25 protein-coding genes are annotated in these 26,174 nt (G+C 67.7%); 13 read left to right on the top strand and 12 right to left on the bottom strand.

Going from position 1 to position 26,174, the window contains the following annotated elements; all coding sequences use genetic code 11:
* Nucleotides 1–186: 186 nt before the first annotated feature.
* Entirely contained in the window at nucleotides 187–585 is a 399-nt protein-coding gene (locus WT97_RS11450; RefSeq protein WP_059500187.1) for a GreA/GreB family elongation factor, read from the bottom strand.
* Between the two features lie 513 nt (nucleotides 586–1,098).
* On the opposite strand from WT97_RS11450, the gene WT97_RS11445 reads away from it, so the two are divergent.
* A complete protein-coding gene (locus tag WT97_RS11445) occupies nucleotides 1,099–1,428 on the top strand; it encodes a DUF4148 domain-containing protein (protein ID WP_059835964.1) in 330 nt (109 codons plus the stop codon).
* A gap of 159 nt (nucleotides 1,429–1,587) precedes the next feature.
* On the opposite strand, the gene WT97_RS11440 is transcribed toward WT97_RS11445, so the two are convergent.
* Nucleotides 1,588–2,049 (bottom strand): CBS domain-containing protein, encoded by a 462-nt coding sequence (locus tag WT97_RS11440; protein ID WP_059500189.1) that lies wholly within the window; start codon nucleotides 2,047–2,049, stop codon nucleotides 1,588–1,590.
* A gap of 177 nt (nucleotides 2,050–2,226) precedes the next feature.
* Between WT97_RS11440 and ribA the strand changes: the two genes are divergently transcribed.
* Complete coding sequence (gene ribA / locus WT97_RS11435) at nucleotides 2,227–2,877, top strand: GTP cyclohydrolase II (RefSeq protein WP_059500190.1); 651 nt, start codon at nucleotides 2,227–2,229, stop codon at nucleotides 2,875–2,877.
* A 687-nt stretch (nucleotides 2,878–3,564) separates the two neighbouring features.
* Here the strand turns inward: ribA and WT97_RS11430 are convergent.
* The gene (locus tag WT97_RS11430; RefSeq protein ID WP_060353451.1) at nucleotides 3,565–4,140 is read right to left on the bottom strand and encodes a TetR/AcrR family transcriptional regulator; all 576 of its coding nucleotides are present in this window, start codon (nucleotides 4,138–4,140) and stop codon (nucleotides 3,565–3,567) included.
* 148 nt (nucleotides 4,141–4,288) lie between these two features.
* Here WT97_RS11430 and WT97_RS11425 point away from each other — a divergent pair, with 148 nt between their 5' ends.
* Complete coding sequence (locus WT97_RS11425) at nucleotides 4,289–4,993, top strand: glutathione S-transferase (protein WP_060353450.1); 705 nt, start codon at nucleotides 4,289–4,291, stop codon at nucleotides 4,991–4,993.
* 245 nt (nucleotides 4,994–5,238) lie between these two features.
* A complete protein-coding gene (locus tag WT97_RS11420) occupies nucleotides 5,239–5,514 on the top strand; it encodes a hypothetical protein (protein WP_060353449.1) in 276 nt (91 codons plus the stop codon).
* A gap of 181 nt (nucleotides 5,515–5,695) precedes the next feature.
* On the opposite strand, the gene WT97_RS11415 is transcribed toward WT97_RS11420, so the two are convergent.
* The 3 genes from WT97_RS11415 to WT97_RS11405 all read right to left on the bottom strand — a co-directional run bounded on the left by WT97_RS11415 (nucleotide 5,696) and on the right by WT97_RS11405 (nucleotide 7,774).
* The gene (locus WT97_RS11415; protein WP_179949771.1) at nucleotides 5,696–6,460 is read right to left on the bottom strand and encodes a hypothetical protein; all 765 of its coding nucleotides are present in this window, start codon (nucleotides 6,458–6,460) and stop codon (nucleotides 5,696–5,698) included.
* A 51-nt stretch (nucleotides 6,461–6,511) separates the two neighbouring features.
* Nucleotides 6,512–7,120 (bottom strand): acyl-homoserine-lactone synthase, encoded by a 609-nt coding sequence (locus WT97_RS11410; protein ID WP_059500196.1) that lies wholly within the window; start codon nucleotides 7,118–7,120, stop codon nucleotides 6,512–6,514.
* Nucleotides 7,121–7,330: 210 nt separating this feature from the next.
* Complete coding sequence (locus tag WT97_RS11405) at nucleotides 7,331–7,774, bottom strand: DUF4902 domain-containing protein (protein WP_059789694.1); 444 nt, start codon at nucleotides 7,772–7,774, stop codon at nucleotides 7,331–7,333.
* Between the two features lie 73 nt (nucleotides 7,775–7,847).
* Between WT97_RS11405 and WT97_RS11400 the strand changes: the two genes are divergently transcribed.
* Complete coding sequence (locus WT97_RS11400; protein WP_059500198.1) at nucleotides 7,848–8,567, top strand: autoinducer binding domain-containing protein; 720 nt, start codon at nucleotides 7,848–7,850, stop codon at nucleotides 8,565–8,567.
* Between the two features lie 38 nt (nucleotides 8,568–8,605).
* Here the strand turns inward: WT97_RS11400 and WT97_RS11395 are convergent, their stop codons facing one another.
* From WT97_RS11395 to WT97_RS34895, 6 genes are all read right to left on the bottom strand, one after another.
* Nucleotides 8,606–9,313 (bottom strand): MgtC/SapB family protein, encoded by a 708-nt coding sequence (locus WT97_RS11395; protein WP_059500199.1) that lies wholly within the window; start codon nucleotides 9,311–9,313, stop codon nucleotides 8,606–8,608.
* 300 nt (nucleotides 9,314–9,613) lie between these two features.
* On the bottom strand, nucleotides 9,614–11,158 hold the full coding sequence (locus tag WT97_RS11390; RefSeq protein ID WP_060353447.1) for a TolC family protein: 1,545 nt from the start codon (nucleotides 11,156–11,158) through the stop codon (nucleotides 9,614–9,616).
* Nucleotides 11,145–13,172 (bottom strand): FUSC family protein, encoded by a 2,028-nt coding sequence (locus tag WT97_RS11385; RefSeq protein ID WP_060353446.1) that lies wholly within the window; start codon nucleotides 13,170–13,172, stop codon nucleotides 11,145–11,147. Before WT97_RS11385 ends, WT97_RS11390 begins: the two co-directional genes overlap by 14 nt.
* On the bottom strand, nucleotides 13,153–14,202 hold the full coding sequence (mdtN, locus tag WT97_RS11380; RefSeq protein WP_059789691.1) for a multidrug transporter subunit MdtN: 1,050 nt from the start codon (nucleotides 14,200–14,202) through the stop codon (nucleotides 13,153–13,155). Before mdtN ends, WT97_RS11385 begins: the two co-directional genes overlap by 20 nt.
* Nucleotides 14,199–14,492, bottom strand: coding sequence for a hypothetical protein (locus WT97_RS11375; protein ID WP_012339766.1), 294 nt, complete (start codon nucleotides 14,490–14,492; stop codon nucleotides 14,199–14,201). The genes mdtN and WT97_RS11375 overlap by 4 nt, the downstream gene beginning before the upstream one ends.
* 173 nt (nucleotides 14,493–14,665) lie before the next feature.
* Complete coding sequence (locus tag WT97_RS34895; protein WP_257128481.1) at nucleotides 14,666–15,274, bottom strand: hypothetical protein; 609 nt, start codon at nucleotides 15,272–15,274, stop codon at nucleotides 14,666–14,668.
* Between the two features lie 132 nt (nucleotides 15,275–15,406).
* Between WT97_RS34895 and WT97_RS11365 the strand changes: the two genes are divergently transcribed.
* The 8 genes from WT97_RS11365 to WT97_RS11330 all read left to right on the top strand — a co-directional run bounded on the left by WT97_RS11365 (nucleotide 15,407) and on the right by WT97_RS11330 (nucleotide 26,160).
* Nucleotides 15,407–16,552, top strand: coding sequence for a metallophosphoesterase (locus WT97_RS11365; protein WP_060353444.1), 1,146 nt, complete (start codon nucleotides 15,407–15,409; stop codon nucleotides 16,550–16,552).
* Between the two features lie 167 nt (nucleotides 16,553–16,719).
* Nucleotides 16,720–17,319, top strand: coding sequence for an alpha-ketoglutarate-dependent dioxygenase AlkB (locus tag WT97_RS11360; RefSeq protein ID WP_179949770.1), 600 nt, complete (start codon nucleotides 16,720–16,722; stop codon nucleotides 17,317–17,319).
* Between the two features lie 304 nt (nucleotides 17,320–17,623).
* The gene (locus WT97_RS11355; RefSeq protein WP_034204546.1) at nucleotides 17,624–17,830 is read left to right on the top strand and encodes a hypothetical protein; all 207 of its coding nucleotides are present in this window, start codon (nucleotides 17,624–17,626) and stop codon (nucleotides 17,828–17,830) included.
* 294 nt (nucleotides 17,831–18,124) lie between these two features.
* On the top strand, nucleotides 18,125–18,556 hold the full coding sequence (gene gspI, locus WT97_RS11350; protein WP_059500348.1) for a type II secretion system minor pseudopilin GspI: 432 nt from the start codon (nucleotides 18,125–18,127) through the stop codon (nucleotides 18,554–18,556).
* The gene (locus WT97_RS11345; protein WP_059789687.1) at nucleotides 18,540–19,208 is read left to right on the top strand and encodes a type II secretion system protein J; all 669 of its coding nucleotides are present in this window, start codon (nucleotides 18,540–18,542) and stop codon (nucleotides 19,206–19,208) included. Before gspI ends, WT97_RS11345 begins: the two co-directional genes overlap by 17 nt.
* A gap of 179 nt (nucleotides 19,209–19,387) precedes the next feature.
* On the top strand, nucleotides 19,388–21,610 hold the full coding sequence (locus WT97_RS11340; RefSeq protein ID WP_060353442.1) for a tetratricopeptide repeat protein: 2,223 nt from the start codon (nucleotides 19,388–19,390) through the stop codon (nucleotides 21,608–21,610).
* A 42-nt stretch (nucleotides 21,611–21,652) separates the two neighbouring features.
* On the top strand, nucleotides 21,653–23,896 hold the full coding sequence (locus WT97_RS11335; protein WP_060353441.1) for a tetratricopeptide repeat protein: 2,244 nt from the start codon (nucleotides 21,653–21,655) through the stop codon (nucleotides 23,894–23,896).
* On the top strand, nucleotides 23,893–26,160 hold the full coding sequence (locus WT97_RS11330; protein WP_082751368.1) for a tetratricopeptide repeat protein: 2,268 nt from the start codon (nucleotides 23,893–23,895) through the stop codon (nucleotides 26,158–26,160). Before WT97_RS11335 ends, WT97_RS11330 begins: the two co-directional genes overlap by 4 nt.
* Nucleotides 26,161–26,174 lie beyond the last annotated feature (14 nt).

Here is a 26,174-nt window from a genome sequence, read left to right as displayed (position 1 = left end):
ACCGCCCGGTGCGGACCCGCATGCCGGGTGGTGTGGGAGGGGATCGGTCAGACTCTCTGACCGCCCCTATCCCGATCTGCGGAACGCGGTGGCGGCAACCCCGATCGTCCGGATACAAAAAAGCGAGGCCGGTGCCTCGCTTTTTTCGTGCTGCGCCCGTGTGGCGCGGCGCTGGTCGCCGATGGCTCAACGCGTGTATTCGCCGTTGGCTTCCGGCTGGAACACGATCGCGGCAACCTTCATGAGCTTTTCGGCGCCGCTCGGCTGCATCACCTTGACCATCTGGCCGCGTTGCGTGCCCAGCAGCGCCATGCCGACGGGCGAGAAGACGTTCAGGCGGCCGAGTTCGAGGTTGGCGGCGTCCGGATAAACGATCGTCCAGGTGGCCTGTTCCTGGGTTGCTTCGTCGAGCAGCGTGATTTGCGAGTTCATCGTGACGACGTTCGCCTTGATGGCGTCGGGCTGGACGATATCGGCGCGCTCCAGCAGTGTGTCGAGCATCGCCTGAAAGCGCGGATTGTGCTCGGCATGCTTTTCGAGGCGAGCGACGTCGAGTTCGGTCAACTGGTAAAGGCGTTGTTTCATGGTGGTTCTCCAAATGATCGGCAGAGGGCAGGCGTGGCGTGCCTATGAGGATCGCCCGGAGCCTGTCTAACCTGGCTCCGGGTGGAGACCGAGCGGTCAGATCAGGCGCCGGGCAGGGGCGAGCGGTGCCTGGGCCGTGCGTCGAACGAGGGAATGCGCCGGCTGGCCGGCGCGCACGCGCACGCCGGCCAAGCCGGACGGCGAAACCAAAAGGGGCGTGAGCGCGTACATGGTGGATGGAATATCGACTGGCGAAGGAAACCTTACGATTCTACAACACAACCTTCCGGACATGTGATCCGGCTGTCGGCCTTTCGTCAGCGATTGTTGTGTAGATGAAGCAAGTTGCAACGACCCTGTTCGGAAACAGTGGGCGATTTTTTCCAGAAATGCAACGCTGTATGTTCAAACTAAGGGTTTCCCCTTGGAAGCGCGCGCACTACACTGAATTCAATCGCTTCAGACAGTCCTGCCGAGGCGACACCAAAAGAGAACATATTCCGGAGGTAAATCATGAAGTCGATCATCTACGCAGCCATCGCCGCATCCGTCCTTGCCGCTCCGATTGCATCGTTCGCGCAGTCCGAACAGGGGTTGACCCGCGCTGAGGTCAAGGCCGAACTCGTGCAACTCGAGCAGAACGGCTACAAGCCGCTGGCGAGCGATTCGCAATATCCGAGCGACATCCAGGCGGCCGAGCAACGGGTTCAGCCGAATCAGCCGATGCTCGCGCACGCCGACACGAGCGGTTACGGTGCCGTGGCAACGGGGGCCGCGCAAGCCGGCCGCCGCGTGACGCGTGAAGCGCCGAATCCCGTGAATTCGGTCTACTTCGGTAACTGATCGAGCATCCCGCGGGTCTGCCCGGGCGCACCGCCGAATTGACGAGACGAGCGCCAGTCGCGCGCGTCGTTCGCCCGCAGAAGCAGAACCTCCGTCGCCGCACGTCGGCGGCTTTCCGCCCAGACGCTGACGCGTTTGGGCCTTTTTTGCTGGGGCGGATCAGGCGGAGGTGACGGTGGGTGTGCCGTGGATATAGTGTTCGAGCTGGCTGATCGTGAACTGCTGATCGGCAATCACGCTCTTCACGAGGTCGCCGATCGAGATGAGGCCGACCAGCTTGCCGCCGTCGAGCACGGGCAGGTGGCGCATCCGGTGCTGAGTCATCAGCGCCATGCACTCGTCGGTGGATTGCGACGGTTCGACGTAGCGCACCTTCGCCGTCATGATTTCCTCGACGCGGGTGGCTTTCGACGAGCGGTCCTGCAGGACGACCTTGCGCGCGTAGTCGCGCTCGGTGACGATGCCCGCGATGTCGTCGCCGTCCACGACGAGCAGCGCGCCGATACCCTTTTCCGCCATCAGCTTGATGGCGTCGTAGACGAGATCGCTCTTCGTGACGGTGTAGATGGTACGGCCCGAATCCGGCTTGGCCTTGAGAATCTGCGCGACAGTCGTGCTCATTCGCTTTCTCCGTGTGCAGGTCGATGCAGGGCAGGCGGGGCGTGATGCGCGTCACCCGATGAGCCCAGTATAGCCGGGCGGGCGGCGGCAGTCGCGTGACGTTTCCAGATTAGCGGTAAACTCCCGTCACGCACCATCCACACAACTCCTACATTCCCGAACGTTTCAATTGAATTCATGATGTCTTCGCGTCCCCAATCGCCCGCGCCGGGCAATGGCCAGGCCGACGAGTGCGTGACGCTCGTCGCCACGGCGTCGCTGCCTACGCGCTACGGTACGTTTACGTCGTACGCATTTCGCGTATCGGGCAGCGATGCCGAACATCTCGCGCTCGTGATGGGCGACGTGACCGGCGAGCAGTCCGTGCTGACGCGGCTGCATTCCGAATGCCTGACCGGTGACGTGTTCGGTTCGTACCGCTGCGATTGCGGCGAGCAACTCGATCTCGCGTTGCGTTACATCGCGGCCGAAGACCGCGGCGTGCTGCTGTATCTGCGCGGCCATGAAGGCCGCGGCATCGGCCTGAGCAACAAGATCCGCGCCTACGCGCTGCAGGAGCAGGGGCGCGATACCGTCGAGGCGAACCTCGATCTTGGCCTGCCCGACGACGCCCGCGAATACGACTCGGCCGCTGCGATCCTGCGCATCCTCGGCGTGACGTCGGTGCGGTTGATGAGCAACAATCCGAAGAAGTTCGATACGCTCGTGAAGCACGGTATTCCCGTCTGCGAGCGCGTGGCGCTCGCGGTGCCCGTGCGCGAGGAAAACGAGCGTTATATCCGCACGAAGCAGGCGAAGTTCGGACACTACTTCGAAGAAAACGAGTGATGGAAATTCGGGAGTCTTCGGGACGGTTGTCTGGCAAGCGATTTGTCCCGGAGAGGCTGTCTGGTGATGGGTTTTGATCGAAAGTCGGGTTGGTCGCAAATCGTATCGATACTTCCGAACATCGGGAAGCTTGGCATTCTGGCGTAGCTTTTTCATAAAGCTACGCCACTTTCCGATGAGATTTGCGCGCGCACTGCAAGCAAGCTGACCTCGGGTCAGCACTTGGCCTTTGGCGGCTTTCCCGGGCTACGCCTGAAGACAACCGGAAGTCGTCTTTCGTGGTGCGAACATGCTGTGATCCTCTCGTCTCACGATCGCGCTGAACCAATAAAAAGGTTTTGTGATTTGGGCCTCTCTCCGGGGGCTCGTTGACGATCAGCCTCGTCTCGCTTGATGCTCTCCTGCCGATTGCCCCGGACCGGTGTCCGCATTGCTGCCTTTCCCCGACTACATCTCCTGCTGTCGGCCGAGGCCCTGAAATACTCGCCGATTGCTGGAGCACCGACGTCGTCCATTGCGGCGCAGCGCTTGCCTGCTCATTTCGCGCGACACGATTAACGCGATTGGACAATGGTCAACGTCGTTGTCAACGTTCCGATACCAATGGAATGTCGGGTTCCCATGCGACGAAGGGCACGGTCGTGCATTCGTCGGTTTTGCGGGCGATTACGTCGCGCACGCGCGCTCCTATGCCGGCAGGAGACCTGCCGCCCGGTAAGTCTCTATCAAAGTGTCGTATAGCGCGATATCCGAACGGCTTCTGGCAATGAGCTGAGCGCCGGCAACGGCGGCGAAGATGGCGCGAGCCCGTTGTTCGCACGCTTCGGCGCTACCCACTGCCGCCGCGGACAGAACTTTATTCAGCCACGCGACATTGACATCGGCAAACGTCTGAACCTCTTTCATCACCGCCGCGGGCAGGTCGTCGCTTTCGGCGGCCATGAAACTGCAGAGGCACATGCGGTTACCGTTCTCGAGCGCCTTGCGGAACGTGTCGGGATACTGGCGGAGACACTGGAGTGGATCCGAGGATTCGGCCAGCAGTGCTTCCAGCGTCGCGGCCGAATCCTCCCAGTAGCGCCTCGCGACCGCCGCGCCGAGTTCGGCCTTGCTCGGGAAGTGGTGGTAGACGCTGGCAGCCTTGATGCCGACGACGTCCGCGAGATCGCGAAAATTCAGCCCGCCGTAGCCATGCGCCTGCGCGACCCTTGTGGCGGCCGCCAGGATGTTCTCCTTGGAGTTTGAGCCTGTCTCGTTCTTCACTGCTACGGCCTCGCAATTCAAAAAATGAGCGTTGACGGAGACGATTATACCTTCTACAGTAAACCTACCATGTGGCAGGTAGGGGGGGCGTAACACCGCATGTTCCGACACCATCTATTCCGACGCAACGCACTGTAGAGGCTTAACGATGAGTTCCGAGATACTCGACTTCGATGTACCCAAACTTCCCTTGATGAAGATCTACGATTTTCCGACGGGACCCTATCCGACACGCGTGCGCATCGCCTTGGCCGAGAAGAACCTTCGATCGCGTGTCGAGTTTGCGATGGTCGACCTTTATAAAGGGGAGCACAAAAGGCCGGAATTCATTGCGCAGAAGAACTACTCGGGCACGCTGCCGGTGCTCGAACTCGACGACGGGACGCTCATTGCCGAGTGCACGGCCATTACCCAATACCTGGACGCGCTCGATGGTACGCCCACGCTCACCGGCAGGACACCGCTCGAACAGGGCTTGATCCACATGATGAGCAAGCGCGCCGAGCTGGAGCTGCTCGACGCCATCAGCGTGTATTTCCACCACGGCACGCCGGGGCTGGGGCCGGACGTCGAAACCTATCAGAATGCCGAGTGGGGATTCCGTCAACGCGACAAAGCCCTGAGGGGCATGCGCTACTTCGACGAGGTTTTGAAAAGACAGCAGTTTGTCGCCGGGGAAGCCTTCTCGATGGCCGACATCACGGTGATCGGCGGTTTGGTCTTTGCGTCGATCGTGAAGCTGGCGGTGCCTGCTGAATACGTGGCACTTCATGCGTGGTACGCGAGGATGAAGGAGCGCCCCAGCGTAAGAAACCAGCCGGCATTCTCGGCGTTGAGCGGGGTATCCGATTGATGTTTGTGGACGACGGTTTTCGCGTTTGAGCCGGGGTGTGCCGTGCTGCGGTTTCGTTTACCCACCAGATTGCTGCGTCCCAGCGCGGAAGCTTCATTCGATATGCACTGCAAGGAAAATCACTCTGCCGTGGGCGCACCCCCGCGTCGCAGCGGCGACTCGTCTGCAAAGCATTCGAATTCTTGTGTTCCGCCGCGCCTGCCGTACGACGCGCGGATAGGCGCATGCCGGTAGGGAGGTGACGAATGGACAAGCCCGATCTTCGTCGGCCGGTTGCCGGACCGTATCGTCAGTCGCGATGGGTGGCCGGACTGGAGACCGCTTTAGGATGGCTGGCAAAGGGGACGTTGGCACTGGCCGGGCTGGCGGTGGTCGCATTGGCGGCGCTGACGGGCGACGTCGGCGCCCTGACGGACCTGCCGTCGACCAGGAAGGGCTGGTTGTACCTGCTGCTAATAATAGTTGTGGCGGTCGCGCTGATATTTGCGGTGCATCACTACTGGCTGCGCCCGGCCGGCTAGCCGGAACGGAAAACGATGTGGCCCCGCAATCCGCGCAGGCAATAAAAAAGCCCGCTGCTTGAGCGGGCTGAATCCATGTTTGGAGACATGGAGGAGACAGACGTAAATTTAAGGGAAAACCCGAACGTTTGCAAGCCCTCGTTGTATCCGCACAACTTGCCGCCGAGCGGCATGGCCTCATTCACATGCCGGCGGCCCGTGCGTGCGCCGCGAACCCGCCGAACCGCTCTTGCGCGACGGGCAGCGCGTATTTGCTGCGCATCTCCGTCTCGATCCATGCACACGCCTCGCGCGCGCAGTCGGTCAACGCGAGCCGCGTCGCATGCCCGTCGATGTCGTACACGAAACGCACGCCGACCTCGTCATCGTCAACCTGTCGTTCGAGCTGATTGAGTTGCAGTTGCGGCCCGTGCTGTTGCGACAGCGCGCGCAATTCGTCGAAGTGATATTCGAGCCAGTCCGCGAAGAACAGTGCGTCGCTGTGGCACGGCAGGCGGAAAGCCGCGCTGCGCGACGGGCGCGCAGCGGTTTCGCCGGCCGGCGCATGCGGTTCGCGGTCGATCGCGATGGGCGGATCGACCGGCGCGAGCGGATGCCGAATTCGCCGGTACGGTTCGCGGTCGCGCAACGCGTGCCACAGCAATTCGTCGCCGGCGGCGCCGGACGGTTGCATCGTCAGGTCGTGCCGACCGTCGCCGGTCGCGACGATGTCGCGGATCACGAGGCGCAGCGAGCACAGCGGCTCGTCCGCGACCAGCAGGGTGGCCGGGCGCGGCAGCCCGCACACGAGCGGCGCGGCGCCGGCGGCACGAAACACGAGCCCGCGGCGATCGAGCCGCACGAGCGGCAATGGCCTGGGAAACGACGGGTAGGCGACCGCGATGCGGGCGCCGCCGGCACTCGTCAATCCGGGCATCATCGCGCGAAAGACCTGGGACTGGTCCACGTTGGTTCTCCTTCGTTACGATGCCGCCCGGACGGAAACGCGTGTTCCGGCTCAGGCGGCGATAGCTTGCCGGGCGGCCTGCCCCGGCTCGATTCCTAGCGCGGCAAACGTTTGCGGATCGATGTCGATCCAGCACGCGACCACCAGACGTCCGTCCACCTGCTTCGGCGGGCCTGCACGGTGCGCGTGTATGCCGATCCGGCGGAACAACCGTTCCATGCTCGCGAACGTCACGCCGATCAGCTGTCGCGCGCCGAGCTGCGCCGCGCATTCGACGACGGCGGCGAGCATCGGGCGCACGGCCCATTCGGCATTGCCCGGGCCGCCTTCGGCGTCGGTCGCCGCGAATCGGGACAACTCCCAGACGGCGGCCGATTGCGGCAGCGGCATGTCCTCGGCGACCAGATCGGCGAACAGCGACTTCAGCAGATACGGGCGCGTCGTCGGCAGCAGGCGCGCGCATCCGCACATGTCGCCGTCGGCGTTTCGCGCGAACACGTAGACGGTATCGTCGCGATCGAACTGGTCACGCTCGAAACTTTCGTTCGCCGACGGGAGCGCCCAACCGAGCTGCTCGACGAACACGCGGCGCCGATAGCGCCCGAGATCCGCCGCGAGTTCGTATGGCAACCGCCCTTCCTCGTGAACGAAGGTCTGCATGGATGTCCTCGGATCTGTGCTTTTGTATGCATCCATTACAGCGCGTGGCACGAGGAGCCTGTAACTGGTAACTCTTACAGGGTGACGGCGTAAAGACGCCATTTGCGCGGTGGTAACGGTTTCTTGATCGACGGGATTGAAAACCGGGCAGCTTTTGCTTATAAAGAGCGCCAGTCTCGCAAAATCGTCAGAGGAATGTGCGGCCGGTTGTCACTGGAGCGTGGGACCGGCATGATAGGCGTCGTTGTGCCCGAGCAGGGCCGACGCGACCGCGGCAGGCCAGTCGATGGCGGCGAGCCGTGCGGCGAGCGCGGCTGCCGTGCGGAACATGCCGATGTCGGCGCCTTTGGCGTCGGTGGCCATCACGTTGCTGCGGACATCGCCGCCCGCGATCACGAACGTGCCCGTCGCGCGTTCGAGGTACCAGTCCCAGCCGACCGTCACGTACGCGACGCCGGCACCGGCGGCGCGATGCCATTCGGTATAACCGGCGAGGCGGGCATCGATCGCGTTGTCGCGCAGTTCGGCCAGCAGCGAGGGGTCGAGGCCGCTCGCGACATGGTGGAGCACAAGCGCGGCCAGTGCGCCTTCTGACAGGCGTACGTAGCCGTCCGGGGACGGGCCGGGGACAGGATGCAGCAAGGGTGAAGTCATGCGCGGAATGTATCAGCCTCGAACGGGTGCTGGAACCTGACAAGTATGACAGCGTGACGTTGTCGGAGAAAGAATGGAACTGCGCTGGCAGGATGCCTACCAACAATTCAGCGCCGCGGAAGACGAGCAGCAGCTCTTCCAGCGGATCGCCGCCTATTCCAAGCGGCTGGGATTCGAATACTGCTGTTACGGCATTCGCGTACCGCTGCCTGTTTCGAAGCCGGCGGTCGCCATCTTCAATACCTATCCGGACGGCTGGATGGCGCACTATCAGGCGCAGAACTATATCGAGATCGACTCGACGGTTCGCGATGGTGCGCTCAGCACCAACATGATCGTCTGGCCCGACGTCGACAACATCGAGCCCTGCCCGCTGTGGCAGGACGCGCGCGATTTCGGGCTGTCGGTGGGCGTCGCGCAATCGAGCTGGGCGGCGCGCGGCGCGTTCGGCCTGCTGAGCATCGCCCGTCATGCCGACCGGCTGACGCCGGCCGAGATCAACATGCTGACGCTGCAGACGAACTGGCTCGCGAACCTGTCGCATTCGCTGATGAGCCGCTTCATGGTGCCGAAGTTGTCGCCCGCGGCGGGCGTCACGCTGACCGCGCGCGAGCGCGAGGTACTGTGCTGGACGGCCGAGGGCAAGACTGCGTGCGAAATCGGCCAGATCCTCAGCATCTCGGAGCGGACGGTCAACTTCCACGTGAACAACATCCTCGAGAAGCTCGGCGCGACCAACAAGGTCCAGGCGGTCGTCAAGGCGATCTCGGCCGGGCTCATCGAAGCGCCCTGACGCGACGGCGGCGCCGGATGCGGCGGCCGCCGCGCGGCTCATTCCATCATCGGCTCCGCTTCCTTCGCGGTCCAGCTCACGCTGGAAATGCTTTTCTCCATGCTCATCCGGCTCGCGATCTGCTCGAGCTTCTGCTGATCCTTCGGATGCAGCTTCAGCGTCGCGGTCACCTTCAGCCGGTCCGGCTGCTCGGGCACGTCCTCGCTCGTGAGGCTCTGGAACGACAGCGGCTTCGCATACATCGCGTTCGACAGCAGCGTGCGGATGTGCACTTCGTCGGCGGCGAGGCAAATCACGGTGATCTGGTATTCGCGCACGAGGTCGGCATTCGAGACGGGCGTCGCGTTGATGGCCTGGCTGACGCCGCGCAGCACCGTATTGGTGAGCAGCACGACGCCCGTGCCGGCGAGCGCGGGCGCGTAGTGACCGGAGCCGGACAGCACGCCGACGGCAGCCGAGCACCACAGCGTCGCGGCCGTGTTGATACCCTGGATCGAACCCTTGTCGCGCATGATCACGCCGCCGCCGAGAAAGCCGACGCCCGACACGACGTATGCGGCGATCTGCGTGACGCCCGCGACGCCGTTGCCGGTCAGCACGCCGAGCGTGACGAACAGGCACGCGCCGCTCGCGACGAGCGTGATGGTGCGCAGGCCGGCCGTGCGCTGGCGCATCTGGCGCTCGAGGCCGATGGCGACGCCGCAGGCGAACGCGGTGAAAAGACGGAGTGCGAAATCGAAAGTCATGGTTGTCCTGCCGTGCGAGAAGCGCATGCCGGCTGGCGTCGCCGCGACGCAAGGCCGAAGGCGACGCGGCGATAGCCGTCATCGCGCGGTACTGTACCGCGCGAATGCGTCGTTCAATGTGAAACGGATGGCGTGCGGCTCGCGGAACGCGAGCCGAGGCAGGAGAACTGCGGCGGACAGGCGTTCAGGCGGCAAGCGGCGCACGCAACGGAGTGCTGCAACTGTCCACGATGGTTCCTGAAGGAAGAATGGGCGGCATTCTAGTGGGCGGGGCGCGCCCGCGTCAACCGCCTGGCGGCGCTACTGCGCCGAGCCGATCGTGCCCGTCGCGAGCGCGAGCGCGGCGGCGGCCGATAATGCGCCGGCATAGCTGTCGACCTCCGCGTTGCGCGCGGCGAGCAACTGGCTTTGCGCGATCGTCGCGTCGGTGACCGAGCCGACGCCGTTCCGGTACGCGGTCAGCGCCGCGTCGTAGCTCGTTTGCGCGGCATCGACGAGCGCCTTCGCGGCGTCGTGCGACGCCAGGCTCGTCTGTACCGCGTTCTGCGCGGCGACGACCTGGCGCACCGCTTCCTCCTTGGTCCGCGTGAGGCGCGCGGACGCGCTTTCCGCGTCGTTGCGCGCCTGCATCAGCACGGCCGAGCGCAGACCACCGTCGTACAGCGGGATCGTCACGCCGAGGAATACGCCGCCGCCGTAGCGGCTGCCGTTCAGGTTGACGGTCGGCGCCTGGTCGCCGATCGCGGGCAGCGCGGAGATGGACGTGCCGCCGCTCGCATACGACGTCGACGCGGACAGGAAGATCTTCGGCATGAATGCGGCTTGCGCGGCCTTGATCTTCGCGCGATTGGCCTTTTCGACCGCGAACGCACCCTGCAGATCGGGACGGCGCGCGATCGCGTCCGACACGATCGCGTCGACCGACGAACCGAGCGCGGGCGGCAGCGGCCGCTTCGGCAGCGCGGCGATCGTCGGCTTCGACAGCGGCGAGATGCCGAGCGCGGAGACGAGGGCGAGGTAGCCGTCGCTTTCGGCACCGTTCGCCTGCACGAGCGCGAGGTTCGCCTGCGCGCGGTTCTGCGTCGCCTGCGCGAGCTCGACGACCGTCCCGACGCCGTGCTGGAGCCGCGCGCGGGACGCCGCGAGAATCGCATCCGCGTTCGCGAGGCCCTGCCGTGCGCTGAGCGCGCGCGAGCGTGCGGCTTCGTAGCGGTAGTAGGAGACCGTCACGTCGTGGATGACCTGCTGGTGCACGGCCGTGAACGCGACGTTCGACGCGATCGACGCCTGTTCGGCCGCTTCGACGCGCGCCGCGCGGCCGCCGAAATCGAACAGCAGCCATTGCAGCGACAGCGCCGATATCGTGCCGTGCACGGTGGTGTTGCTGGACGAATCGCCGAGGATCGTCGACGTCGAGCCGTGGTTCGCCTGGTACGCGCCCATTGCCGTCGCCGACAGGCGCGGCAGATACGCGGACTTGGCGAGGCCGACCGCGAGCGCCGCGTTGCGCGCGTCGTTCCATGCGATGCGAGTCAGCGGGTTCGAGGATTCCGCGAGATCGATCAGTTCGGGCAGCGTGTACGCATGCGCGGCATCGAGCGCGGCCGGAGCCGGAACCGACGCGAGCGCCGGCGATGCAGGCAGCGTGTAGTCGTGTGCACCTTGCGCGGAAGCGCGCGGCGGCGCGGCCACGATGTCGCCCGCAGCCGACGTTTGCGGCTGCCACGGGCGGTCGGATGCCTCCGGCGCCAGATCGATCGACGACGTCGCGCAGCCGGCCAGCGCGACCGCGGTCGCGAGCGCGGCGGCGGCGATCGAGGCGGCCGGCGGTTCAGGTAGACGCATGAGGGGCAGGCTCCTTCGGTGTGGCTTGACGGGCGGCGTCGGCGACATGGGCAAGCCGCGTGTCGATCAGGTTCAGCAGCGCGTCGCGCGCGGGGTCGGTGGGGGCGGCGCCCGGCGGCGGCGGGGCATCCGTGCGGGGCGCGGTTTCGTCGTCGCCCGGCGCAGTCACGCGCGCGAGTTGCGCGCCGATCGCCGCATCGCCGGGTTTGCGTTCGGCGAGTAGGAACAGCGGGCCTTCGATCGCACCGAGTTCCGCGAGCGCGCGCCGCCGCGCGGCGAGCCACGTCGCGGCCGGCCGCACCCACGACGGTTCGTAATGGATCAGGCCGAGCTCCTGCGAGATCGCGCCATGGCGGGCGAACGCTTCGGCGGCCAGCGCGCGCCGTTCGGCCGGCTGCGCGATCTGCGCAACGCGCCGCCACTGGTCGAGCAGTGCCGCGAGCGCCGTGTCGATCTGTTTGCCGATGCTGACCGGCCAGATGCGTGTGAACACGAGATACACGACGACGTTGCCGAGCAGGATGCCGATCGTGCGATCGCGCGCGAGCGTCAGGTCGAAGCCGGGCCCCGCGCCCTGGATGACGCACAGGAAGAATGCGAACGCGACCTGGAAGCCTGCGTACGCGATGCGCGGCGATCCGAACGCGACCCACGCGGACAGCCACGCGCCGGCGAAGACGAGCGCCATCAGTTCGCCGATCGACGATAGCGACGGGACGACGAACACGAGCGCGGCGGTGCCGATCAGCGCGCCGACGATGCAGCCGGCGATGCGCAGCGTGAGCTTCTCGACCGTTTCGGCCGTCGAGCCGAGCGACACCATGTAGCAGGTGATGAAGCAGGTATGGATGCCGGACCAGTCGAGCTGCGAGTACAGCAGGTAGCAGAACATGGCGGCTGCCGTCGTCTTCAGCGCATAGCGGATGTGGTCGGGATTGGTACGCGCGTCGGGCACGAAGAAGCCGCCGCGCGGGGCGGGTGGTGCGGTGGCTTCCGCCGGTTCGTCGGCGGTGTCGGTCGCTGTGGCCGGTGCGTCGATGGCGGGCGGTTGCGCGAATTGCGCGATCGCGGCGTGCAGGTCCGTCGCGACGACGCGTGCGAGCGGCGGCAGTGCATCGGCGGCCGGCAGCGCGAGCGTCACGTCGACCGGATAGCCGCCCTGTTCGAGGATCGCGGCCATCTCGTCGAGCGTCGCCGCGATCGGCGCCGCGAATGCGTCGGGCAGTCGCGCCTCCGGTTCGCGATCGGCAAGCGCGACCGCGACGAGCAGCGCGGTGCTCGACGCGACGGCCTGCCGCAACGCGACGACATCGGCGCCCGACGACGAGCCTTCGAGCTTCGACAGCTTGAGCCACGTGAGCAACTGTTTGTCGCCTTCGCGCAGGCTTGCGTCGAACGCGGCGCGCGCGTCGTCGTCGTCGCGCAGCCGCCGCGCGGCGAGCCGCAGCCGCTTCGCGAGCTGCGCATGCGCGAGCGTGCGCGGCGACGGTGCGATCAGCAGGTTGACGACGATCGCCGCGCCGACCGGGATCGCGACCATCAGCCATGCATAGAGCAGCGCGCGCGTTGCCGCTTCGCCGACCGGCGCGAGGCCGAGCTGATCGAGCCCGAAGCCGACGATCATCGCGAGGATCGCGCCGACCGGGCGCAGCTTGCTGGCGGACGTCAGGTAGAGCAGGCCGACCGACAACACGGCCATGCACGCGACGCGCAGCACCGAATACTCGATGCTGAAGATCGCGACGCCGATCACGAGCGCGATCACGAGCGTGACGAGCAACAGCATCGCGACCGCGAGCACGGCGCTCGTCACGCGATCGGCGCGGTTCAGGAAGAACACGACATACGCGGAAATCGCGGCTTCGGGCGTGCCGTATCCGCTCGTCACGAGCACCACGAGCGCACAGATCAGCGCGACGCGCACGGCCATGGCCGCGCGCCCCGGAAACGGCGCGAGCAGCCGCAGGACTTCGCGCGGGCCCGGCGAGCGGACGTCAGCGGCAGGCCGAGCCATGCCGGACCTCGACGATCGCGCTCGCGCCGACACGCACGAGCTTGCCGTCGGGTTCGTCGAGCTTCACGCGCACGGGGAAGCGCTGCGCGACGTGCACCCAGTTCACCGAGCGCTGCACGATCGGCAGCGAGCGCGGCAGGTTGATGCGGTCGCTGTCCGCGATGCCGGCGCCGATGCCGACGACCTTGCCCGTCATCGGGCGGTCGCGGTCGATCATCGAATAGACGGTCGCGCAGTCGCCGACCGCGATGCGATTGAGCGACGTCTCGCGGAAATTGCCGACGGCGAACCATTCGCTCGCGTCGATCAGCGTGAAGATCGACTGGTTCGGCGCGAGGGTCTCGCCGGGGAGCACGCTCAGGCCCGTCACGAGCCCGTCGTGCGGCGCGCGCACGACCGTATCGTCGAGCGCATGCTGCGCGCGGGCCAGCGCGGCTTCGCGCGCATGCAGCGTCGCGATCGCGTCGGCATCGTCGCCGATCGTCTGCGCGGACGCGCGCTGCTGCTCCTGCGCCTGCGCGAGCGACACGGACGCGTCGCGCTGGCGCACCTTCGCCTGATCGAACTGCTGCGCGCTGACGTAGCCCTGCGCGGCGAGCGGTGCCAGCCGGTTCACGTCGCGGGTCGCGAGATCGTAGTTCTGCGTCGCGCGCTTGACTTGCTCGGCGGCGACGGACGCGTTCGAGCGCTCGCCGATCAGCGAGCGGCGGCGCGTGTCGAGCGATGCGCGCGCGAGCTCGAGATCGGCCTGCGCCTGCGCGACGCTCAGCCGGTACGGCACGGGATCGATCACGTACAGCAGGTCGCCTTTGGCGACGCGCTGGTTTTCATGCACCGCGAGCTGCACGATACGGCCGCCGACCGGCGACGCGACGTGCACGACGTCCGCGTCGATCGACGCGTCGTCGGTGGACGGGTAGGCCGTCGTGCGGTGGTACGCGTACGCGAGCGCCGCGATGCCGAGCGCGACGATCGCGAGCGCGATCACGCGACCTTTGACGGAGGGGCGGGCGATGCCGGCGGCCTTCATGCGAACGGCCCCGTGCCGGTGAGCCAGACGATCACGGCGACCACGAGCCCGATCGCGGTGCAGACGGCAAGCTGGTAGGGCACCGTCGCGGCCCAGCCGGTCGCGACGAACACGCGGTGCGCGACGATCGCGCCGACGATGCCGACGATCGCACTGACGAGCCACAGCGGGAAGTACGCGCCGAACAGCACGTAGGACGGCGCACCGCGCGAGGCGCAGCCCGCGAGCGGCAGGGCGGGCGCCAGGACGGCGGCGACGCGCAGGGGCGCGCGCGGCGTTGTTTTTCTCATGATGTGACGAGCTCGACGTTGAGGGTGGATGCCGGGCGCGGCGCAATGCGGATCGTCGCCGCGACGACGATTCCGGGATACGGAGCCGATCATAAATCAGCGCGATACGGATCGCCAGCGATCCGGCACGCGTTCACGGCATGGAGCGAGGCTGGCCGTGGCCGCGCCGTCGGTCATGCCGGACGGTCCGGCAGTGCGGGTCGGCAGCGGTGGCCGGACCGCCGCGATTCTGCCAGCAGCCGCTCGCGTAGGGTTGCTAACGGACTGTAAAGGATCGTCAGACGAAAATCGCGCAGCGGAATTTGCCGTGTGGGCGCAGCGGAATCGGCACGCAAATCGCCGATTGCTGCTCGAACCGTGCGAATCCGGTTGGTTCGGCTGACCACGCGCATCCTCGACGAGCAGGCCGACGAGATCGCGTGCGAAGCGCGGCAGCACATCGGGATCGGCGACGCGGATCTGCAACCGGCGCTCGCCCGGTCGCCTTCGAGCGCGACGAGGTGCAGCGCCATCGTCTTCGCATGACGACGCGCGGTGCCTGCGGGCAGTACGCCGACGTTCTCGACGATCATCCTGCAGGCCGTCTCGAAGTTGCTGACCTGGATGCGCCCACGCAGCATGCGCTGCATGTCGGCGGCCGCGCGTTTCGGGAAGGCGCGGATCGCGCTCGCGTCGTGCAGGCCGATGGCGTCGCGGTCGAGCGTCGCGACGAACGTCGTCGATGTATGGCCGCGACGCCGGGTGGATGGCCGATCATCGCGCGAAGCCGCACGGCGCGGCACCGCCGGCCGCGGCCCGTCGTCGCGGCGGGGATCTGTGTACCATCGTGCGTATGGTGCGACACGCGGCACCGGGCATCACGGCCCGTGCGACGCGCGTCGCGGAAGCGGTAGTGCAACGAAGGCGAACGTTCCATGCGAAGTTTCTTTGTCCGGTTCATTGCAATCGGCGTGCTGTTCCATCTGTATGTCGGGATGCGGATCATTCCCGATGCATTCGTGTCGCCGCTCGCGCGCACGATCGCCGCGCTCGTGCTGGCGAGTTTCGTCGTGTTGATTCCGGTCGGCATGTTCTCGCGCCGCTTCGACGAAGGGTGGGCGGCGACGCTGGTCGGCTGGGCCGGCGCACTTGCGATGGGCTTCTTCTCGTCGCTGCTGGTACTGACGTTCCTGCGCGAAATCGTGCTGCTCGGCGTATTCGCGTGGCGGCATCTCGGGCATGACGGCGCGTGGAGCGGCGCCGCGCCCGACACGGCGCTCGGCGTGCTGGCGGCCGCGGTGCTCGTGACCGCGATCGGGTTCGTCGGCGCGCGCCGCACGGCGGCTGTCAAGCGCGTGTCGATTCCGGTCGCGGGGCTCCCGGCCGCGCTCGACGGGCTGACGATCGTGCAACTGTCCGACATCCACGTCGGGCCGACGATCAAGCGGCCCTACATCGAACGGATCGTGCGTGCGGTCAATGCGCTCGACGCCGACCTCGTGGTCGTGACGGGCGATGTGGTGGACGGTTCGGTCAAGCGCCTGCGCGAACACACGGCGCCGCTCGGCGAGATGCGTTCGCGGCACGGCACCTTCCTCGTGACGGGTAACCACGAATACTACGCGGGTGCGCATGCGTGGATCGACGAGTTTCGTCGTATCGGGCTGACGGTGCTGCTGAACGAGCACGTGCTGATCGAGCGCGGCGGCGCGCGGGCGGTGCTCGCGGGCGTCACCGATTTCACGGCGGGCGGATTCGATCCTGCCCATCGCAGCGACCCGGCGCAGGCGCTGGCCGGCGCGCCGCGCGACGTCGGCACGAAGATCCTGCTCGCGCACCAGCCGCGCAGCGCGGAAGCGGCGAACCGCGCGGGCTTTACCGTGCAACTGTCGGGGCACACGCATGGCGGCCAGTTCCTGCCGTGGCCGCCGTTCGTGCGACTGCAGCAGCCGGTGATCGGCGGGCTGAACCGCTTCGGCGACATGTGGCTGTATACGAGCCGCGGCACCGGCTACTGGGGACCGCCGAACCGCTTCGGCGTGCCGTCCGAGATCGCGCTGATTCGACTGACGCGCGGCTAGCCGGTGGCAGGGAGGCGGCCGTCGCGCGATACGAACGCGCATCGCGATGCACCGCGGCTTCCTTTCGGCCTTTCGGCTACGAATGACAGCGCATGGCGGCGCGCGGCGCCGTTGGCTAGTATGCAGACATGCGTCGTTCGCTTCGTTCCTCACTCGTTCCTGCCGACATGTCCACGCCCGATCTCTTCGCCGATACGCCCGTGCCAGACGTGGACTGGTACCCGGACTGGCTTGCACCGCCCGACGCCGATCGCGCGCTGGCCGCGCTGATCGACGAGGTCGCGTGGCGGCAGGACACGATTCGCACGCCGCGCGGGCGCATTCCGTTGCCGCGGCTCACCGCGTGGCAAGGCGAACCGGATGCCGTGTACGTGTACTCGGGCATCCGCAACGTCCCCGAGCCATGGACGCCGGCCGTGCTCGGGCTGAAGCACGCGGTCGAGGCGACGTGCGGCGTGCGCTTCAACAGCGTGCTGCTCAATCGCTATCGCAACGGGCTGGACAGCCTCGGCTGGCATGCGGACAACGAACCCGAACTCGGCGATGCGCCGGTGATCGCGTCGGTGAGCCTCGGCGCGATGCGCGTGTTCGATCTTCGCCATCGCGCGACCGGCGTCACGCATGCGTACCGCCTCGTGCATGGCAGCCTGCTCGTGATGCGCGGACGCACGCAGGCCGAATGGCAGCACCGCGTGCCGAAGGCGCCGTCCGTGCAGGGCGAACGCGTGAACCTGACCTTCCGGCGCGTGTCGATGATGGGCGGATAGATCGCGCCCCGTTTCCCGAGCCACGAAAGGGCGATGCAAGCAATTGGCCCGGCGTGCGGCACGTTGCCGCACGAACGCGATGCCGGGCGGCTCGGCGTGCCGCCGAGGCCCGTCCCGCAAGGCTTTCGGGTAGATGCGATCAACCGCCCGGTTCCGATAGGTGAGTGAAACCTCTGATGGTGCGTCGCAACAATCCGTGAATAAACTGTCGAATGACAGAAACGCGTCGGCGTGCCGGCGCGACCTTTTCGATATGCCTCCGTGCGCTGCCGATGCAGTGCGCAACGGGGCAGGAGCAAAACGCGTGACCGTACTCGACCCTTCCTTCGCACCCTCGCTGCACGTCTTCGAGCAAGACGGCGGATGGCAATGGGCGCTGACGGTGAAGCGGGCGACCGGCGTCGGCGTGAAAGTCGTGGCGTTCAGCCGGGAAGGCTTTCGCGGCGAAGCCGAGGCATACGCCGCCGGCCAGCTCGCCCGCGCCGAATATGACGCCGCCGTGACGGCCTGACGCCGTCGCGCGATCCCGCCTGAGGATCGTCTTCACCGTCGGCCGCTCGCGGCCGGCCGGTGCTTTCCCGATCGTTTTCCGTCTTTCGTCTCGTGCCCCGCGCGATGCGCGCATCGCGCGGGCCGGCGCGCCTGTTCGCCCGCGCCCGCCGCGCCAAATGGTCCGTACCATTCGACACGTGCGTGCCATACGTCGCGCTTAACGTCCGGGCATGGCGTCCGTCGCGCTGGCGACGCGGCCTGCGCCGCGGCTTGGACGCCGGACGCCGACCCATCGACGAGAATGATGCAGGTCATGTGCGACGACAGAACCGACTACCACCACCCTGCGTGCGGCGGACCGCGCCCGACGCGGGCGCCGGAACGGGGATTCACGCTGATCGAGGTGTTGATCGCGCTGGCGATCGTGGCCGTGGCGCTGGGCGCCGTGATGCGCGCGATCGGCGCGCTCGCGTCGGACACCGACACGGCGCGCATGCGTCTGCTCGCGTTGTGGAGCGCCGACAACGCGCTCGGCGAGATCCGTATCGCATCGGCCTGGCCATCCGTCGGCGCGAACACGTTCGCGTGCCCGCAGGGTCGCTACCGTTTCGTGTGCCGTCAGTCGGTGGCCGCGCTGCCGAGCCCGCTCGTGCGGCGCGTGACGGTGAGCGTCTATCCGTCCGCATCGAGCCGCAACGTGCTCGCCGAAGTCGTCACGGTGATCCAGAATGAAGCGCGCCGCTGAACGTCGCGGGGCCGGGCGCGCCCGTGCCCGCGGCTTCACGCTGATCGAGATGCTGGTCGCGATCGCGCTGCTCGCCGTGATCGCGCTGCTGTCGTGGCGGGGCCTCGACGCGACGATTCGCGGGCGCGACGATATCGCGTCGAATCTGGCGCAAACGCGTCTGCTCGGCCGTTATTTCTCCCAGTTGCAGTTCGACCTGATCAACCTCGTGACGGCCGACGAGGTGTTCGGGCCGCCGCTGCGCATCCGGCCGAACGAGCTCGTGATGGTGCGCCATCTCGGCGTCGGTGGCGGACCGGCGCAGATGCAGGTCGTGCGCTACCAGCTCAAGGGGCGCGAGCTCGTGCGCAGCGCGTCGCAGCCGCTCGCGTCACTGGCCGACGTGGAGGATGCACTGAAGCACATGGATGCGTTCGCGCGCGTGGTGGTCAGCAACGATGCGCGGACGATGCAGCTTTCCGTGTGGATTCCGCCGGGCGGATGGACGACGAGCCAGACGGCCATCGAGCAGAGCTATGCGCAGTTTCTCGCCCAGCACGGCGTCAGCAACATCACGTCGCTCGGCATGCCGCTGCCGCGCGGCGTGCGTTTCGCGGTCACGATGGGCGCGCCGGCAGTCGAATACGTGCGGACGATCCCGATCGGCCAGTGACGGCGGCGCGGGTCGCTCGCGGCGCGCAACGCGATCCGTCCCCCCGGACAAAATGGTCCGTAACTTTCGTCATACGTCTGTTATTACCCGTCCGTTAGTCTCGTGACGAGCATGACCGCTGCGACCGGTTCCATCGAACCGGGACGGCGGCGGCATCGGCAAACGGGAAGGGGGCGAACGTGACGGTCGAGCACCGGCATGATGCATACGCGGGCGCGTCGGGACTCGATGCGCGCGGTCAACGGCAATCGGCGGCGATCCTGAGCCGCGCACAACACTCGCACAGCGCCGGACGGTTCGATGACGCGGCGCGCGACTATCTCGCCGTGCTGGAGAAGGAGCCGGACAACCCCCAGGCATTGCACCTGTACGGCGTGCTGCAGTTCCAGCGCGGCGCGGCCGACGCCGCCGAAGCGTTGCTGCGCCAGTCGATCGCGATCGCCCCCGGTACGCGCGCTCTGTCGGATCTCGGTGCGATCGCCGGCGAGCGCGGCCGTGCGGGCGAGGCGCTCGAGCATTTCGCGGCCGCGCTGCACACGACGCCCGACGACGTGCAGACGCTCGTGCGCCGCGGCAACACGCTGCTCGGATTGCGACGCTATGGCGACGCGCTCGCGTCGTTCGACCGCGCGCTCGCGGTGTCGCCGCTCGTCCTCGATGCGTTGTGCAATCGCGGCAGCGCGCTGCGTGCGCTGCACCGCTTCGACGAGGCGCTCGATACCTACGACCGCGCACTGATGGTCGATCCGCGCTCGTTCGAATCGTGGTTCAACCGCGGTCTCGTGCTGCGCGAGCTGCAGCGGCCGGCCGATGCGCTGCAGTGCTTCGAACGCGCAAACGCGATCCGCCCCGGCGTGGCCGCGATCATGGCCGAGCGCGGCCGTACGTTGATCGATCTCGATCGACCGGGCGAGGCGCTCGACGCGTTCAACGAAGCGATCGCGGCCGATCCCGCGCGGATCGACGTGCTCTACAACAGCGCGGTCGCGCTCGAACGACTCGGCCGCGCGGACGAGGCGCTGGCCCGTTGCGAGCGCGTGCTGGCGTTCGATCCGGATCATGTCCGCGCCCATGCGAGTCGCGGCAACGCGCTGCTGCAACTCAAGCGCTACGACGATGCGCTGGCGGCCTATGCGCGCGCGCTGGCGCTCGCTCCGCACTCGGTGGAGACGTTGTGCAACCGCGGCACCGCGTTGCGTTACCTGAAACGCTACGACGACGCGCTGGCCAGCTACGACGCCGCGCTTGCGCGCGACGCGGGGTTCGCCGAAGCCTGGACCAACCGCAGCAACGTATTGCAGGACCTGCATCGCTACGACGAAGCGATGGCGTCGCTCGACCGTGCGCTCGCGCTGCGTCCCGATCACGCGACGAACTGGCTCAACCGCGGCAACCTGTATTTCGAAACGGCGCGCCCGGACGACGCCCTTGCCGCGTACGACCGCGCGATCGCGCTGCGTCCCGACTACGCCGAAGCGCATTTCGCGCGCGCGTCGCTGTATCTGATCGAAGGCGATTTCGCGCGCGGCTGGCCCGAGTACGAATGGCGGCTGCGCGACGCGCAGTTGGCGCGACACTACCGGCCGTTCACGCAGCCGGCGTGGCAGGGCGACACGCCGCTCGACGGCCGGACGGTGCTGATTCATGCGGAACAAGGGTTCGGCGACACGCTGCATTTCTGCCGCTATGTGCCGCTGGTGGCCGCACGCGGTGCACGGGTCGTGTTCGAGGTGCAGCCGCAATTGCGCGCGCTGATGGCTTCGCTGCCCGGAGCGGTCGACGTGATCGCGCGCGGCGATCCGCTGCCGGCGTTCGACTGCCAGGCGCCGCTGTTGAGCCTGCCGCATGCATTCCGCACCGATGAAGCCACGATTCCGTCTGCCGGCGCCTATCTGCATGCCGACCCGCAGCGCACGCGCCAGTGGGCGGCGCTGCTCGGCGAACGGCGCCGGCCGCGGATCGGGATCGCGTGGGCCGGCAATCCGGAGCATCGCAACGATCACAACCGGTCGATCGATTTCGCGCGGCTCGCGCCGCTGTTCGATCTCGACGTCGACTGGATCAGCCTGCAAAAACCCGTGCGCGAACGCGACGCGGCGCTACTCGCGCAGGCGCCGGTGCTTCGCGTCGACGACGAGCTCGGCGACTTCGCGGACACGGCCGCGCTGATCGGCGCGCTGGATCTCGTGATCGCGGTCGATTCCGCGGTCGCGCACCTGGCGGGCGCGCTGGGCCACGCGGTGTGGGTGCTGCTGCCCGATCCCGCGGAATGGCGCTGGATGCGGACCCGCGGCGACAGCCCGTGGTATCCGTCCGCGCGGCTGTTCCGGCAGGCTGCGCCGGGCGACTGGACGGGCGCGATCGACGCGGTGCGTGCCGCGATCGCGCCGATGACACGTTAGACACGACACGCGACACGAACAGCGACAAGTGGGGGCCACACGATGACACCGAACGGGGAAGGGACGACACTCGCGAGCGCGCCGGTCGCGCCGGATCGCCGTCCGCCCGACGCCGCGCAACTCGACCGGCTGCTCTTGCGTGCGCGCAAGGCACACCACGACGGCGCGCTGCAGCATGCGGAACACGCGTATACCGAATTGCTGACGCTCGATCCCGAGCATCCGGAGGCGCTGCACCTGCTCGGCGCGGTGCGCTTCCAGCAAGGGCGGCTCGCCGATGCCGAACCGCTGATGCGGCGCTCGATCGAGCGCCGGCCGGCGCCGCTCGTGCTCGCGAATTACGCGGCGGTGCTGACCGGGCTCGGGCGCGAGCACGACGCGCTCGCGCGGCTCGACGAAGCGCTCGCGATCAATCCCGTCCATCAGCGCGTGCTGTTTCAGCGTGCGGGCCTGCTCGCGCAACTCGCGCGGTACGACGACGCGTGTGCGGTCTACGATCGGCTGCTCGAGCTGACGCCCGGTTTTGCCGACGGCTATGTGAAGCGCAGCGACATGCTGCGCGCGCTCGGCCGCCACGACGACGCGCTCGCCGACTGCGATCGCTCGATCGCGCTGGCCGGGCGTTCGTTCGACGCGATGCGCGGGCGCGGCCTCGCGCTGCGCGAACTCGGCCGCTTCCGCGATGCGGTCGACAGCTACGGCCACGCACTCGCGCAGACGCCCGGCAATGCCGAGGTGCTGTTCCTGCGCGGCGTCGCGTATCTGGATCTGCAGGAGCCGGAGCGCGCGCTCGCGGATTTCAACGCGGCGATCGCGGCGAGCCCGACCTTCGTCGATGCGATCTTCAACAGTTCGATCGCACTCGAGCAGCTCGGCCGGCACGACGAGGCGCTCATGCGTTGCGACCGCGTGCTCGCGATCGATCCGCACCATGCACGGGCACTGGCGAACCGCGGCAATGCGGCCAGTCATCTGGAACGCTATCGCGACGCGGTCGACAGCTATGCGCGCGCGCTCGACGTGGAACCGGGTAGCCCCGGCGTGCTGTGCAACTATGCGAGTGCGCTGATGCGCGTCGAGCGTCACGACGACGCGCGCGACATGTGCGACCGCGCGCTGGCGCTTGCCGAAAACTATGTGCCGGCCTGGTTCACGCGCGGCCGCGTGGCGCTCGAGACGCACCGCTACGCGGCCGCGCTCGACGATTTCGCGCGCGTGATCGACGCGACGCCGCGCGACAAGCTCGCGCACTTCCACAAGGGCAATGCGCTGCGCGCGCTGCGGCGTCACGACGACGCGCGGCAGGCGTATGCGGATGCGATCGACATCGATCCCGACTACGTGCTCGCGCATTGCATGCGTGCGTTCCTGTGTTTGTCGATCGGCGATTTCGAAGCCGGCTGGGCCGAGTACGAATGGCGCTGGCGCGACACGCAGCTCGACGCGAGCCGGCGCACGTTCGCGCAGCCGCGCTGGACGCACGGGATGCCGCTCGACGGCAAGACGATCCTGCTGTACCCGGAACAGGGGCTCGGCGACACGCTGCAGTTCTGTCGCTACGTCCCGCTCGTGAAGGCGCTCGGCGCGCGCGTCGTGCTCGAAGCGCCGGTCGAACTGAAGACGCTGTTCGCGACGCTCGACGGCGTCGACACGCTCGTCGCGCGCGGCGAGCCGCTGCCGCCGTTCGACCTGCATTGCCCGCTGCTGAGCCTGCCGCTCGAATTTCGCACGGACCTCGCGTCGATTCCGGCCGGCATACCGTATCTGGCCGCCGACCCCGTGCGTGTCGCGCAGTGGCGCGAACGGCTCGGCGCAGCGACGCGGCCGCGCATCGGCGTCGTGTGGTCCGGCAACCCGCTGCATCTGAACGACCGCAACCGCTCGATGACGCTCGCGGATCTGCTGCCGCTGTTCGACGACCGTTACGAGTGGATCAGCCTGCAGAAGGTGGTCCGCGACGACGATCGGCCGGTGCTCGACGCGAGCGCGGTGCGCTTCGTCGGCGACGCACTGCAGGACTTCGCCGATACGGCGGCGCTGACCGCGCTGATGGACGGCATCGTAAGCGTCGATACGTCCGTCGCGCACCTTGCCGGCGCACTCGGCCGGCCGCTCGCGCTGATGATTCCGCATACGCCCGATTTCCGCTGGTTGCTCGATCGCGACGACAGCCCGTGGTATCCGTCGGCGCGGCTGTTTCGCCAGCCCGAGGGCGGGCAGTGGGCGCCCGTCGTCGAGCGGATCGCGGCCGAGTTGCCGGCGCTCGTCGGCGGAGGCGCGCGATGAGTGTGCGCCGCGAGGCCGCGCCGATGGCTGGCGCCGTACCGGGCGCCGTGGCCATGCCGCTGCATGCGGTGCTCGCCGACGCGCTGCGCAATGCGCGAACGCGTCTCGAACAGCGCGACTTCGCGGGGGCCGGACGGCTCTACGAAGGCGTGCTGACGATGGCGCCGGATCACGTCGAGGCGCTGCACCTGCTCGGCCTCGTGCATCTCCAGCTCGGCGATCCCGCACGGGCGGAGCCGCTGATCGCGCGTTCGATGAAGTTCGGATTGAACCAGCCGTGGAATCTGGCGAACCACGCGGCGGCGCTGACCGGTGTCGGCCGTCATCGCGACGCACTCGCACTCGCCGATCGAGCGCTCGCGACCGATCCGGACCATGCGCCGTCGCATGCGGCACGCGGCGATGCGCTACTCGGGCTCGGGCAGTACGACGCGGCGCTCGCGGCCTACGATCGGGCGCTCGTGCGCGAACCGGCGCACGCAACCGCGTGGCGCAAGCGCGGCGAGACCTTGCGGCGGCTCGAACGGCCCGCCGATGCGCTGATCAGCATCGAACGCGCATTGCGGATCGACCCGAACGATGCGGCCGCGAACATCGAGCGCGGGCATGCGCTGCGCGCACTCGGCCATCGCGAGCAGGCGCTGCACAGCTATCAGCTCGCGATGGTCGTGCGCGGCAAGACGCCCGAACTCGTCTACGCATGCGGCGTTGTGATGACCGAACTCGGCCGCCCGGCCGACGCGCTCGCGTGTCTCGACGAAGGGCTCGCGCGGCTGCCGAAGGACGAGCAGTTGCTATACGCGAGTTGCGTCGCGCTGGATCTGCTGCACGCCCGCGACGAATTGCTGAAGCGCTGCGACCGGCTGCTCGCGCTGAATCGCGGCCACGTCGCGGCGTGGGTCGGGCGCGGCAATGCGCTGCTCGGGCTCGAGCGTCATGCGGAAGCCGCCGAAGCATATGCGCAAGCGCTGGCACGCAGTCCCGACGATATTGACGCGCGCCGCAACCGCGCGGCCGCGCTGCGTGCGCTCGGCCGGTTCGACGACGCGCTCGCCGATTACGACGCGGCGCTGGCGCTGACGGGCCCGCATGCGGAACTGCATTACAACCGCGCACTCGCGCTGCAGCAGCTCGGCCGCTACGACGAGGCGCTCGCGAGTCATGCGGCGGCGGCCGGCGCGCCTGCGGACACGGCGCAGGCCTTGTTCACGCGTGCGCTGGCGCGCCAGCACCTCGGCGACGACGAAGCGGCGCTGACCGATTACGCCGATGCATGCAGGCGCGATCCGAATCACGGCGCCGCGCGCCGCTCGGAGGCGTTCTGCCTGTTGCTCACGGGCGATTTCGACGCGGGCTGGCGGCAGCACGAGGCGCGCTGGGAGGCGGCCGACGTGATGCTGCACCGGCGTCATGCCGACCGGCCACTGTGGACCGGCGACGAACCGCTCGCGGGCCGCACGCTGCTGCTGCATGCCGAGCAAGGGTACGGCGACACGCTGCAGTTCTGCCGCTACGCAAGCCTCGCACATGACCTTGGCGCGACCGTGATCGTCGAGGCGCCTGCCGCGCTCGGTGAACTGCTCGGCACGCTGCGCGGCGTGAGCCGGGTCGTCACCGAGGGGCAGCCGATGCCGGCGTTCGACCTGCAGTGTCCGCTGATGAGCCTGCCGTACGCGTTCCGCACGACGCTCGATACGGTGCCGGCCGACGTGCCGTATCTGCGCGCCGATGCGCGACGGCGCGCTGCGTGGGTGCAGCGGCTCGATGCACTTGCGCCGTCGGGCCGATTGCGGGTCGGGCTCGCATGGTCCGGCAATCCGCGCCATGCGAACGACGAAAACCGCTCGATACCGTTCCCCGCGCTCGCGCCGCTCGTCGGGTGCGGTGCGCTCGACGTGACGTTCGTGAGCCTGCAGCCGCAGGTGCGAGCCCGGGATGCGGATGCGTTCGCCGCGAGCGGCGTGCTGTCGTTCGCGGACGCGCTCACGGATTTCTCCGAAACGGCGGTGCTGGTCGACACGCTCGATCTGGTGATCAGCGTCGACACGTCGGTCGCGCATCTGGCCGGCGCGCTCGGGCGGCCGGTCTGGGTGCTGCTGCCGCGCGTGCCGGACTGGCGCTGGCTGCTCGAACGCGACGACTGCCCGTGGTATCCGTCCGCGAGGTTGTTCCGGCAGGCGCGGCCCGGCGACTGGCCGGCGGTGGTCGAGCGGGTGGCTGCCGCGCTCGGCGAGGCGGCTCGCACGCGCGCCCAACCGGCGTGACCGGCCTTCCATGA

It is taken from the genome of Burkholderia sp. MSMB1459WGS, assembly GCF_001534535.1.
Classification (GTDB): Bacteria; Pseudomonadota; Gammaproteobacteria; order Burkholderiales; family Burkholderiaceae; genus Burkholderia.
The sequence above is the reverse complement of the archived record's forward strand: the minus strand, read 5'-3'. Positions and strand labels throughout refer to the sequence as shown.

What these genes read in the sequence shown, in the direction of transcription:
- WT97_RS11395 (WP_059500199.1), bottom strand. Translation starts at nt 9,313, where the DNA reads ATGACTTTCGATTTCGCACTCCGTCTTTTCACCGCGTTCGCCTGCGGC.
- WT97_RS11385 (WP_060353446.1), bottom strand. Translation starts at nt 13,172, where the DNA reads ATGGCTCGGCCTGCCGCTGACGTCCGCTCGCCGGGCCCGCGCGAAGTC.
- WT97_RS11450 (WP_059500187.1), bottom strand. Translation starts at nt 585, where the DNA reads ATGAAACAACGCCTTTACCAGTTGACCGAACTCGACGTCGCTCGCCTC.
- WT97_RS11335 (WP_060353441.1), top strand. Translation starts at nt 21,653, where the DNA reads ATGACACCGAACGGGGAAGGGACGACACTCGCGAGCGCGCCGGTCGCG.
- ribA (WP_059500190.1), top strand. Translation starts at nt 2,227, where the DNA reads ATGATGTCTTCGCGTCCCCAATCGCCCGCGCCGGGCAATGGCCAGGCC.
- WT97_RS11375 (WP_012339766.1), bottom strand. Translation starts at nt 14,492, where the DNA reads ATGAGAAAAACAACGCCGCGCGCGCCCCTGCGCGTCGCCGCCGTCCTG.
- WT97_RS11425 (WP_060353450.1), top strand. Translation starts at nt 4,289, where the DNA reads ATGAGTTCCGAGATACTCGACTTCGATGTACCCAAACTTCCCTTGATG.
- mdtN (WP_059789691.1), bottom strand. Translation starts at nt 14,202, where the DNA reads ATGAAGGCCGCCGGCATCGCCCGCCCCTCCGTCAAAGGTCGCGTGATC.
- WT97_RS11360 (WP_179949770.1), top strand. Translation starts at nt 16,720, where the DNA reads ATGTCCACGCCCGATCTCTTCGCCGATACGCCCGTGCCAGACGTGGAC.
- WT97_RS11390 (WP_060353447.1), bottom strand. Translation starts at nt 11,158, where the DNA reads ATGCGTCTACCTGAACCGCCGGCCGCCTCGATCGCCGCCGCCGCGCTC.
- WT97_RS11365 (WP_060353444.1), top strand. Translation starts at nt 15,407, where the DNA reads ATGCGAAGTTTCTTTGTCCGGTTCATTGCAATCGGCGTGCTGTTCCAT.
- WT97_RS11330 (WP_082751368.1), top strand. Translation starts at nt 23,893, where the DNA reads ATGAGTGTGCGCCGCGAGGCCGCGCCGATGGCTGGCGCCGTACCGGGC.
- WT97_RS11410 (WP_059500196.1), bottom strand. Translation starts at nt 7,120, where the DNA reads ATGCAGACCTTCGTTCACGAGGAAGGGCGGTTGCCATACGAACTCGCG.
- WT97_RS11405 (WP_059789694.1), bottom strand. Translation starts at nt 7,774, where the DNA reads ATGACTTCACCCTTGCTGCATCCTGTCCCCGGCCCGTCCCCGGACGGC.
- WT97_RS11445 (WP_059835964.1), top strand. Translation starts at nt 1,099, where the DNA reads ATGAAGTCGATCATCTACGCAGCCATCGCCGCATCCGTCCTTGCCGCT.
- WT97_RS11440 (WP_059500189.1), bottom strand. Translation starts at nt 2,049, where the DNA reads ATGAGCACGACTGTCGCGCAGATTCTCAAGGCCAAGCCGGATTCGGGC.
- WT97_RS11400 (WP_059500198.1), top strand. Translation starts at nt 7,848, where the DNA reads ATGGAACTGCGCTGGCAGGATGCCTACCAACAATTCAGCGCCGCGGAA.
- gspI (WP_059500348.1), top strand. Translation starts at nt 18,125, where the DNA reads ATGTGCGACGACAGAACCGACTACCACCACCCTGCGTGCGGCGGACCG.
- WT97_RS11420 (WP_060353449.1), top strand. Translation starts at nt 5,239, where the DNA reads ATGGACAAGCCCGATCTTCGTCGGCCGGTTGCCGGACCGTATCGTCAG.
- WT97_RS11345 (WP_059789687.1), top strand. Translation starts at nt 18,540, where the DNA reads ATGAAGCGCGCCGCTGAACGTCGCGGGGCCGGGCGCGCCCGTGCCCGC.